Annotated in this window: 8 protein-coding genes and 1 tRNA gene; 4 read left to right on the forward strand and 5 right to left on the reverse strand. The window is 67.0% G+C overall.

Annotated features, from left to right (window positions below; all coding sequences use genetic code 11):
• Nucleotides 1–63 precede the first annotated feature (63 nt).
• The 3 genes from LC605_RS27790 to LC605_RS27800 form a co-directional block, all read right to left on the reverse strand.
• Nucleotides 64–1,515 (reverse strand): SPFH domain-containing protein, encoded by a 1,452-nt coding sequence (locus LC605_RS27790; RefSeq protein WP_229453359.1) that lies wholly within the window; start codon nucleotides 1,513–1,515, stop codon nucleotides 64–66.
• Nucleotides 1,516–1,607: 92 nt separating this feature from the next.
• On the reverse strand, nucleotides 1,608–2,648 hold the full coding sequence (locus LC605_RS27795; RefSeq protein WP_229453358.1) for an SPFH domain-containing protein: 1,041 nt from the start codon (nucleotides 2,646–2,648) through the stop codon (nucleotides 1,608–1,610).
• Between the two features lie 91 nt (nucleotides 2,649–2,739).
• The gene (locus LC605_RS27800) at nucleotides 2,740–4,800 is read right to left on the reverse strand and encodes an SPFH domain-containing protein (RefSeq protein ID WP_229453357.1); all 2,061 of its coding nucleotides are present in this window, start codon (nucleotides 4,798–4,800) and stop codon (nucleotides 2,740–2,742) included.
• 646 nt (nucleotides 4,801–5,446) lie between these two features.
• Between LC605_RS27800 and LC605_RS27805 the strand changes: the two genes are divergently transcribed.
• On the forward strand, nucleotides 5,447–6,814 hold the full coding sequence (locus tag LC605_RS27805; protein ID WP_229453356.1) for an ABC transporter permease: 1,368 nt from the start codon (nucleotides 5,447–5,449) through the stop codon (nucleotides 6,812–6,814).
• 67 nt (nucleotides 6,815–6,881) lie between these two features.
• Entirely contained in the window at nucleotides 6,882–7,229 is a 348-nt protein-coding gene (locus tag LC605_RS27810) for a hypothetical protein (RefSeq protein WP_229453355.1), read from the forward strand.
• 104 nt (nucleotides 7,230–7,333) lie between these two features.
• Here LC605_RS27810 and LC605_RS27815 read toward each other — a convergent pair whose 3' ends face one another.
• Complete coding sequence (locus LC605_RS27815) at nucleotides 7,334–8,785, reverse strand: glycosyltransferase (protein ID WP_229453354.1); 1,452 nt, start codon at nucleotides 8,783–8,785, stop codon at nucleotides 7,334–7,336.
• A gap of 123 nt (nucleotides 8,786–8,908) precedes the next feature.
• Nucleotides 8,909–9,427, reverse strand: coding sequence for a hypothetical protein (locus LC605_RS27820; protein WP_229453353.1), 519 nt, complete (start codon nucleotides 9,425–9,427; stop codon nucleotides 8,909–8,911).
• Nucleotides 9,428–9,585: 158 nt separating this feature from the next.
• Between LC605_RS27820 and LC605_RS27825 the strand changes: the two genes are divergently transcribed.
• Together LC605_RS27825 and LC605_RS27830 are read left to right on the forward strand one after the other, a co-directional pair.
• A tRNA-Leu gene (locus tag LC605_RS27825) sits at nucleotides 9,586–9,669 on the forward strand.
• A gap of 293 nt (nucleotides 9,670–9,962) precedes the next feature.
• Nucleotides 9,963–10,457 (forward strand): biotin/lipoyl-binding protein (locus LC605_RS27830; RefSeq protein WP_229453352.1); only part of this gene is annotated, 495 nt, incomplete at its 3' end.

Below are 10,457 nucleotides of genomic sequence, written 5' to 3' on the forward strand. Positions count from 1 at the left end.
GGCCGGCGCGAACGACCTCTCCCATCCACGCGGTGTTGCCGGCGTGCGTGGCGAGAGCGGTTCTTACTCGCGCATTTCCTTGGTCGGGGTGAAGAACTCGTTCGTTCGCATCTTCTGGTATTCCTTCTGCTCCTGCTCGTTGATCCTGCGGGTGCGGTTCTGCATCTCGCTCATGGCCCGCTGCTTGGCGACTTCCGGATTGGTGTTCAGCCACAGGTCCACCGGCTGCCCGGTGGGCACCCACCAGACGATCGGCTTGCTGGCGCCGGCCATCATGGTGTTGAAGGCCGACTGCCATTCTCCGCTGACCAGCAGGCGGGGATTGCTCTTGTAGATGTCCAGCTTCGCGCCGTAGAGCTGGGCATCGCCCGCGGCGCGGCTGACGATCGCCGAGCGGTACTGCTCGGCGTCGGAGATCGCCGCAGCCGCGGCGCCCTTGAGCCGCGGTGCGGCCGCGCCGTCGATCTGCACCTCACGCCCGTCGATCATGTCGTTGATGGTCTGGAGCGTCGCCTCGGCGCCGGCGCGATCGTCCTTGGCGAGCTGTGCGTCGAAGCGGGAGATGAGGGTCAGGAGGTACGGAGCGGCGTCTCCCGCAGTGGAGGTGAGCCTCGTGCTGCGGTCCTGCTCGGCGGTCTCGGCCTCGCGCCGGGCGTCCTGGGTGCTGGCGTCGACCTGCGCGAAGTCCTTGCGGAGCGAGAGCGGAGGCGTGCGGGCCTCCATGTCCAGGTTGGTGATCACCAGCCCGGTCTGCATGTCGTCCAGCAGCTGCTGGGCGTACTGCTTGGCGGTGAACTCGACGAGAGGGAGCGGGCCCTTGCGCTGAGGGTCGGGCTGCGACTTGAGGAACTCGTCGATGGAGACCTGGCTGGAGGCGAGCACGACGCCGCGCATGACGGCCCGGGCGACGATGCGCTCCTCGGCCGCGGGGTTGACGTTGGCCAGATACTTGAGGATCTGGCTCGCCGAGCGCTGGTACTGCACGCGCCATCGCGAGTGGGCGATCCCCAGGTCGCCGGTGAGGTTGTGGCCGTCGACGAGGGGGTCGAGCTTGCCCTTGCCGAAGCTCTCCAGCTCGCTGGGGGCCTTCCGCGCGTGCTCGTCTGCGACCTGCTGGAAGAACGCCCGCTCCATGTCCAGGGAGATGGCGCTGGTGTCGACCTTGATGATCTCGCCCATGGGCGTGGGGAGGCTGAACGCGAACCCCGGGGGGAGAGGCTCGGAATCCGCCTGGCCGAGCGTGACGCGCACGCCCGTCTCGGTGAGCTTGACCGACTGCATGCCGCTGGCGGCGTACGCGACGACCAGCCCGAGCATCGCCAGCTGGATGATGCGGTAGGTGATCTTCAGCGCATCGGCCAGCGACTGGTTCGCCGGGTCCATCAGCGACTGGACGTCCTGGCCGGCGCCGCCGGCGCGGAGCTGCACCGACGCCGGGCGGCGGCGGATCATCGCGGGGTTGGCGGCGGGTTCGTTCCCCGACGGGTTGGGATTCGTGCCTGGGGTCTGGCTCATGGGTCGATCCTGTCAGCGATCGAGGCGGGGGAAATGCGGAACGAAAGCGTCAAGCGAAGGAGAGGGGCGCGAGGGCTCTGGCCGACGCCGCGTCACTGCGGCGACCGGGCGGGCCTGCCCGCTGGGGGGGATGCCGGGGTGGAGGAGGCGGGCGGAGCGGCGGGCGCCGGTTCGGGGAAGATCTGCGGGACGATCCCGCCTCGGGTGTCGAAGGCGGTGGTGGGATTCATCACGCCCATGCCCGGAGCGCTGAAGGGCCAGACGAGCGTGGTCTGGGGGCCGATGCCGTCGCGCATGAGCTCCAGGCTCTTGAGGAAGACGGCCAGCTCGGGCACCTCGCGCATCTTGGCGAAGTACTCGGCGGCCTCGCGGTCGCCCTGCGAGCGGATGGCCTCGGCGCGCTGGCGGACGAAGTCCATGATGGTCTTGCTGTCGGCCTCGGCCTTGGTGCGGATGGACTCGGCTTCGGCCTCGCCCTTCTTGACGGCGTCGGCGGCGATGCGAGTGCGTGCGGCCTTCATGGCCTCAAAGACGTTGGACGTGATCGATTCGGGCATCTGGATGTTGAAGATGCCGACCCGGACCAGCTCGATGCCGCCTTCCTGCAGCGCCGCCCCCGCCCCGCCGGCGGAGGTGCGGCTGATGAGCGTTTCCTTGATCTTCTCTTCGAGCTCGGCGAGCTTGCTCCCCTCGCGGGCGTTGAGGAGTTCGTCAAGGCGGTACTGGCTGATCGCGGCCATCGCCGCCGAGAGCGAGCCCTTGAGCTGGTCGTCCGCCATGCGCAGGTGCTCGATGGGGCGGGAGCCGCCGCCGTAAAGCTGGTAGAACTTCAGCGGGTCGCTCACGCGCCAGCTGATGAAGGCCGAGACGATGATCTGGCGCTCGTCGCGCGTGGCGGCGGTCTGCGGCAGGGCCTCGACGAAGCGCGGCCGGGTGTCGTACTTGACGACGCTCTGGATCGGGTACGGCCAGCGGAAACCCATGCCCGGCGTGGTGCGCACCGTGTCGGGGTCGGCCTTGCCGAAGGTCGTGACCACGGCTTTCTCGGTGAAACGGACCGAATACGTGGTCATGAAGGCCAGGATGGCCAGGACGATCAGGCCCGCGACGAGGTACTTCAAGAGCTTCTGCATGGCTGCTCCGGGATGATTCTGAGAGTGCTGAGTGCTGAGTGCTGAGTGCTGAGTGCTGAGTGCTGAGTGCTGAATGCTGAATGCTGAATGCTTACTTGTTGCCCGTCTCCGCCGCTCCGGTGGAGAAGATGTTGCCGCCCGAGCCCTGGTCCTCGGCGTTGATGCGCACGCGCACATCGGCGCCGTCGGGAACGAGATAGACGCGGGCGTGGGCCAGCTCGTCGCGGAGCATGGCCAGGTACAACGTGGCCTTATAAAGGCTGGGGTTGGCGCGGAAGGCCGCCAGCCGGCCCTCGTAGGCCATCGCCTGGCCGCGCTGGGTCATGTGCTTGTTCCAGCGGTCCGCGCGAGCCTGGGCCAGGGTGGCGCCCGCCCGTCCGCCGGCGCGGAGGATGAGCGTCTCGATCTTGGTGGTCTGTTCGGCGACGGCCTTGGCATCCGCGGCTGCATTCTGCATCTGCTTGCGGGCCTCAAGCTCCTCGACGATCGTGCGGGCAAGTGCCAGGTCGCCCACAGCCCGGGTGAGGGAGCCGATGGCGTCGGTCCGCCCGCCGTCGACGAGCGACTCGCGGACTCGCCCGGCGGCGACGATCTTCTCGAACTCGCGCGCGACCTCGCGCTGGGGATGGACGGTTTCGATGCCGGCGAAGAGCACCTCGACGCCGGTGTCGGCGTCGGCGAACGCCTTCTGCACGCGCTGCAGGACCGCCTCGCCGGCTTCGGCGCGACGGGGGCCGATGACTTCGTCGTCCGTGTAGCGGGCAAGTTCGAGCATCAGTTCGCGCCGCGCCAGGGCGGTCAGGGCGTCGATGCGGGTGGCGGGGGCGTTGAACCGCTCGAACTTCTCGATGTCGCTGACGCGGTACCGCAGCGGCACGCGCACGGCCACCAGCGCGATCTCCAGCGTCTGCGTCGAGTCGTGCGAGGCGTCATGCGCGGGTTCGACGCCCATGCGGGATGCACGAGGCTGCGTCCGCACCAGGGCGTAGGTTTCCTTGACCTTGTGGTCGTTGGTCCACAGCAGGGCGCGGATCTCGTTCCCCGCCGCGGGGGTGGCCAGCTCGACTTCCTGCAGGAGCGAGGCGTTCATGCGGTCGATGGATTCGAACGGCCAGGGGAGCTTGAAGTGCAGGCCGGGGCCGACGTTCTCGACCGCCAGCCCGTTGCGCACGCGGATGCCCCGCTCGGTGGGGCCGACGACCGTGACGCACGTCATGATCCACATGACCGCCGCGCCCAGCAGCAGCAGCGGCAGGACGGCCCGGGCGACGAGCTTGTAGGCCCAGGTGCCCGTGACGTCGACGCCGACCTGGTAGCTGATGGCCCCGCCGAGGGTCTTGGCGATCCGGTCGGGGGAGGCGGCGAAGCCGAGGATCGGCGAGTCGAACGCCGACCGGGGGATCTCGCCCGGCTTGCGCGGGCGGTAAAGGTTCAGCAGCAGGCTGACGACGATCTCAACCCCGAGGAAACCCGCCAGGGCCGGGATGATGATCTGGATGTAGCGGAGCGCGTCGTCGCGGCTGGCCATGTCCACGAAGTGGGCGATGGCGATGGCGATGCCGATGAGCGACGCCAGGACGGCGTAGCCCGCGCCGCCGCGGAGGTTCGCCCACATCTTCTGCTTGGACATTCCCGAGACGAAGCGGGCGAAGATGAATCCGACAATGCCCAGGCCCAGGCCGATGGCGATCGCCCAGCCGCGATGGGGGGGCTTGGTGAACAGATCGACGCCGGCCTTGTCGTAGCCGATGCGTCCCATGGCGTCGGTGATGCGCCAGTAGGCCAAGGCGATCAGCAGGCCGGCAAGCAGGATGGAGACGCCGGGGACCAGGAACGAGTGCATCCACGCCAGGCGGCGGGCGTTGACGCGGAGGTCTTCGGTCGAGGCGGAGAAGACCGAGCCCTCCTTGGCGGCGTCCAGCTGCTCCTGCTCCAGGGCCTCGATGCGCTCGCGGCGGTGCTGGTCATACACCACCGCAAGGACGATCCACACGATGGCGCCCAGCAGGATGGCGTACGCGCCGCTTTGGGCGGCATGGTCGCGCCCCAGCACGGAGTAGATGAGGAGGCCGACGCCCAGCACCACTTGGATCACCAGGCCCAGAAGACTCACACTCGTCGCGCGGGCGTAGCTGAGATAGTCGGCTTTCATGCGTGCTCCGTGTCCGTCGATCAAACTCGCGGGTGGTCATGCCCGCGTGGAACGCTGAGGGTACCTCAAGCCCGGGCGCAACGCGCACCGCCCGAACCTCTCCCGATCCGTCGCCTCGACTCGGCCGGCTTCAGAACAAAGCCGCCGCCCCGCCTCCCGTCCCCGAGCCCGCCTGCATGTGCCTGTCGCGCACCCTGCATGGATGCGCTTGAGCCCTTCCCTGGGCCCAGGCAATGTGCCGTTCGGGCCGAACTCGTCTGAGTCCAAGCCCGTACGACGGGGGGCTATTCTGGCATCTTTGTCCGCATCTGTCCACCCACGCCGAAAGATCAGGCGTCGTGCTTGCAGAAGAAGCGGAAGATGTCAGGGCCGCTTGGCGCAAAGAGCGCGCAAGACGGCCAGGCCGGACGGTCCTTACGCAATAGAAACGTGCCGGTTCGCGCCCGGGATGGAACTTTCCGGCCCTCGTTGCCGTACGGATGGCGTTCCGCCGCGCGGACGGGTTGGATGCCGCGCGGCGTTGTCGCTATCCTCCACGCCTTCGGGAGCGGGGCTCATCATCTCGGCAGGTCTGCCGAGTGCGGCGTTCGCCCATATGGGGTCGGCTGGGCGGGGGGATCGGGATCGCATCCGACGGCTTATACACATGATTTCGCAAACCCTGACCATCGCGCGCACGACATTCATTGAAGCGGTCCGCCAGCCCATCTACTTCGTCCTGCTGATGATCGCCGGAGCGGCGATCGTGATGACGACGTGGTCGACCGGGTACACGATGGGCATGTCGGAGGTTGGAGAGGTCTCCGGCGACGACAAGCTGCTGCTCGACGTTTCGCTGGCGACGGTCTTCCTGTGCGGCACGCTGCTGGGGGCTTTCACCGCCACCAGCGCCGTCAGCCGGGAGATCGAGAACAAGACGGTCCTGACGGTCGTCTCCAAGCCGGTTGCGCGGTTTGTCGTGGTCCTGGGCAAATACCTCGGGGCGGCGGGGGCGATCACGGTCGCCGTGATCCAGATGGTGCTGTTCGTCTGGCTGGGCCTCCGGCACGGCGTCATGACGACGGCGGGGCAGGACCTGGATGCGCCGGTGCTGGTCTTCGCCCTTTCGGCGCTGGGCATCTCGCTGTTCGTGGCGGTGTGGGGGAACTTCTTCTACGGGTGGCATTTCACGCAGACGGCGTCGCTTCTCCTGCTGCCGCTGATGGCGATCGCTTTCGTGCTGGTGATGATGTTCAGCAAGAAGTGGGAGCTGCAATCGCTGCTGAAGGACTTCAAGCCGCAGGTGGCCATCGCGTGCCTGACCGTGCTGCTCTCGCTCTGGGTGATGGCGGCGATCGCGGTGGCGGCGTCGACCCGCCTTGGCCAGGTCATGACGATCGTGACCTGCCTCGGGGCCATGCTGCTGGGGCTCATGTCCAGTTTTCTCGTGGGGCAGCGGGCGTATGACAACAAGCCGCTGGCCAGGGTGCGGCTGGCCGACCCGGAGCGGGAAAGGTTCCGCGCGTTTGCGGAGTCCGGGGATGAGTACATTCTGACGCTGCGATCCGCCCCCGTAAGGGCCTTGAATGTCGGTCAGTCGCTCTGGTACGGGCCGATCCCCAACGGCTCGACGATGAGCCACGCGGACTTCGAGCCGTACGCCCCGCCCCCGGGGGGCAATGGCGGCGAGGCGATGCTCCGGCAGGGCACGCCTCCGGCGCTGGTTGTGACGGCGTGGAACGTGGGGGAGCTGAAGCTCACCCTGAAGAACATCGGCGGCACGGGAGTTCGGATTTCCCGCCCTCCTCAGCAGGATGATTATCTCTTTGACCGGCGGACCAAGGTCAACCCCTGGGCCCTGGCAATCTGGGGCGTCATCCCCAATCTTCAGTTCTTCTGGCTGCTGGATGCCGTCACGCAGAACCAGCTCATCCCGGTGGGGCATCTGGCGATGCTGTGCATCTATGCCGCGACCCAGATCGTGCTGTTTCTTTCCCTGGCGATCTTGCTGTTCCAGAAGCGGGACGTAGGGTAAACTCTCGTAATCACCCCGCGTGCGTGTTTCGTAGAGCAATCGGGTGGCGACTTTGAAAGGGGCTTACATGGGCAGTCTCACCGAGGGTCTGAACTTCGACAAGCAGATGGACAAGAAGTCGGGCAAGTCGTCGAAGGATGCGGGGAAGGGGAAGGGGAAGGGGAGCACCAGCAATCAAGGCGTCAAGATCGGCATCATCGTGGCGTGTTTCCTGGTTGCGGGCGTGATGCTGCTCCAGCAGGCGGGGGTGATCAACCTGTTCGGCAGCGACGCCCCTCCGCCGAACAAGACTCCCCAGGAGCAGGCGGCGGAGCAAAAGGAATACGAGAAGGCACGCATCCGCGACGAAGCCGCGCTCAAGCAGGCTGAGTCGCTTCCGCCGAGCCAGCGTCCGGTGATCGTCGGCGGCAACTGAGTCGCGCCGTCAAGTTATAACAACGCCAATGAAAGGCCTCGGTCGGCATGACCGGGGCCTTTATTCATGCCGCTCTGGTCGGCGCACGCTTCAGAAACGGCGCATCAGCCGATCATCAGGGCCGCTTGGCCGGCTGCGGCCTGTTCGTAGGTCCGCTCGCACGCCTTGGCGGCGCCTTCCCAGGTCAGGCGCTTGATCTCGAAGTTGCCGTGCTCGCGGAGGGTCTGGCTCAAAGGCGGGTGGCGGAGGACGGCGACGATCTTGTTGGCCATCTCGTCGATGTCCCAGAAGTCCACCTTCAGGGCGTGGGTGAGCACCTCGCTGACCCCCGACTGCTTGCTGATGATCACCGGCACGTCGCTGCGCATGGCCTCCAGCGGGGCGATGCCGAAGGGCTCCGAGACGCTGGGCATGACGTAGCAGTCGGCCATGGAGTAGATGCGGTCGACGTCGCCGCCCCGCAGGAAGCCGGTGAAGAGCACGCGGTGGCCGATGCCGTAGTGGGCGGCCAGCTCGATCATCCTCAGCTCCATGTCGCCGGAGCCGGCCATGATGAACTTGGCGTCGGGAACCTTTTCGAGCACGCGCCGGGCGGCGGCGATGAAGTACTCCGGCCCCTTCTGCATGGTGATCCTGCCCAGGAAGAGCACGATCTTGTCCTTGGAGCGGATGTCCGAGCCCGGGGGAGCCTGGTGTTCGGCGTCGATGCCGTTGTAGACGACGTCGACCCGGTCGGCCGGGATGCCGTAGCGGCGGACGCAGATGCTCTTGGTCAGCTCGCTCACGGCGATGACGCGCATGGCGGCCATCATGCCCCTTCGTTCGATGTCGTACACCCGCTGGTGGACATTGTCGCCCGAGCGGTCGAACTCCGTGCTGTGGACGTGGACGATCAGCGGCTTGCCGGTGACGCGGGCCAGGGCCTGGCCCGCGGGGAAGGTGAGCCAGTCATGCGCGTGCACGGCGTCGAAGGATTCGCTGCGGGCCAGGGCGACCACCAGGCGGGCGTACCGCTCGCTCTCGGCGACCAGGTCGCCCCGGTAGTGCGCGCCGGCACCCGAGGAGCCGACGGCGAAGGTCGCCTTCGCGTGCGTGAGCTCCTCATCGTGCTCGTCGGACCAGGAGATTTCCTCGACGGTCTCGATCACCGAGCCGTCGGGCTGGGTGGAGCGGACGGTGCGGAACTTGCCGGCCACCCGGCCGCCGTCGCCGTAGGGCGACGCGAAGCCGGCGGGGACGCCCACGAACCGGGCATGGGAAAATGCATGCGTGCCGGAGGAGCCGACATGCACGCGCTCGGAGGTGATCTCCGTGCCGGTCTGCACCAGCGTGCCGTCGCTCATGCGGACGGGGCCGGGATTGATCGCGCCTTCGGGAGAGAGCAGGCGGATGTGGCTGGTCTTGCTGCGGTCCACCGGGCGGGGGAGAACGAACATGATCTCATGGCCGCGGGCGTCCAGCGCCTTGGTCAGCCCGTAGCAGGCGGTGCCCAGACCGCCGGAGATGAAAGGTGGAAACTCCCACCCGAGCATGACGACGCGCATGGCGAGCTCCAAGCAAAGACCGCCTCGCCTCGGCCGAGAGAACCAGCCGGCGACCAAACACGTTCAAGACGCGGGGCGGACGCGGAATATAGGCAAGGAGCGCGGGGCCTCGGCACATCACCCGACGCGCCGGCGTCATTCGTCGTCATCGGCCTCGATGTCGCCGAGGTTGACGAAGCACGCCTGGTACGCCTTGAGCGTCAGCCACACGCGCCGGGCATTCTCATCGACCGTTCCGGTCAAGTCGGACGCCGGCACTGCCGAGCGGAAAGTGAAAAGCTTCATCGGATCGCGGAAGTGCTCAACCACCGGCCGGTAAGGGGCTGGATGCTCGACGTCGATCAGCTCATCCTGGATGAGGTCGCCGAGCTTGTCGCCAGTGTGCACCAAGTCCTGCTCGACGGACTGGCTGAGGTAGCGGTCCGGCGTGACCAGCGAAACCCAGAGCTTGCCGTTCTCCGCGAAGACGCGGTAGAACGCCGGCGCCGCGGCGGCCGGCGCCTCGCAGCTCAGGATTGCACCGCCTTCCAGGAACTCAACCCGGCCGAAGAGCTCGGACTGGTGGGCGAGCGTCTTCACGCGCTCCAGCACGGGCCGCCAGGCGTGGTCGGCATGGGATGATGAGGGTGTGCCGGGGGCGGAATGGGTCATCATGGTCAACTCTGCGATTGGTCAGGCCGGGGGAGCCCGGCGGCGAAGGTCTAGTCCTAGCTGGAGACAAGAATAGGGGCGTGCCGAAGGGGATTTCGGCGGGTGGTGCCCGGCGCTTGTTCCGCGGGTAGTGCGGGCGTATCCTCCCCTCCCACCCAAACGCCCAGGTGGCGAAATTGGCAGACGCACTACCTTGAGGTGGTAGCGCCTTCACGGGCATGGAGGTTCAAATCCTCTCCTGGGCATTCGCGAAGACCTCGCGGCGAAGCGACGGAAGCACCGTCGGTCGCCGCGGCTTTGTTTTTGCGGTCCCTGTCGTTGCGAATGAGTCTCTGGACGATCGCGGCATCCGATTCCATCGTGAAAACGAAACCGATCGGCGAACAATCCTTATTGCTCATCGAAGTACGTGCGTGGTGGCGAGACATGTGTGAAAGCGGTCGGGACAACCACCCAGAGGCACCCTGAGCAGGGGTGCGGAGCGGTCGCGGTTTGCCTCTCTACAGACTTCCCTTTCCTCTCTCCGGAGAACAGGCGCGTGTTGAAATGGCTGATCATCCTGTTCGTGGCGAGCGTGCTGGTCTGCGGCGTGGGGGGGTATTTCATCTCCAAGAGCCCTGGCACCGAGCAATGGTTCAAGAACTCGGTGCTCCAGCAGAAGCCGACGGAGGTCCGGCTGGAGGCGGCGGCGAAGGGGAGCATCACGCGAGTGGTCAATGCGCCCGGCTCCATCGAGCCCAAGACGAAGGTGCAGATCTCGGCGCAGGTCATCGCGCGGATCACCGACCTGCCGTTCCGCGAAGGCGAGCACGTCCGCAAGGACGACGTGGTGGTGAAGCTCGACTCGCGCGACCTGGCGGCCTCGCTGGAGAGCGCCCAGGCGCAGCTGCGGGGGGAGGAGGCCCGCCTGCGGGGCAACGAGGCGACGTTCGAGCAGGCCCAGCGCGACGTGCGCCGGCGCGAGGAGCTCTTGAAGACCGATGACGAGACGAAGGCGAGCGTGGAGGAGGCCCAGGAGCGGCTTTTGCGCTCC

The organism is Nostoc sp. CHAB 5836 (assembly GCF_020829445.1).
Lineage (GTDB): Bacteria > Cyanobacteriota > Cyanobacteriia > Cyanobacteriales > Nostocaceae > Nostoc.

Excerpts from the sequence above, each read along its gene's own strand:
- LC605_RS27800 (WP_229453357.1), bottom strand. The coding sequence starts at position 4,800 with ATGAAAGCCGACTATCTCAGCTACGCCCGCGCGACGAGTGTGAGTCTT.
- LC605_RS27795 (WP_229453358.1), bottom strand. The coding sequence starts at position 2,648 with ATGCAGAAGCTCTTGAAGTACCTCGTCGCGGGCCTGATCGTCCTGGCC.
- LC605_RS27805 (WP_229453356.1), top strand. The coding sequence starts at position 5,447 with ATGATTTCGCAAACCCTGACCATCGCGCGCACGACATTCATTGAAGCG.
- LC605_RS27820 (WP_229453353.1), bottom strand. The coding sequence starts at position 9,427 with ATGATGACCCATTCCGCCCCCGGCACACCCTCATCATCCCATGCCGAC.
- LC605_RS27790 (WP_229453359.1), bottom strand. The coding sequence starts at position 1,515 with ATGAGCCAGACCCCAGGCACGAATCCCAACCCGTCGGGGAACGAACCC.
- LC605_RS27810 (WP_229453355.1), top strand. The coding sequence starts at position 6,882 with ATGGGCAGTCTCACCGAGGGTCTGAACTTCGACAAGCAGATGGACAAG.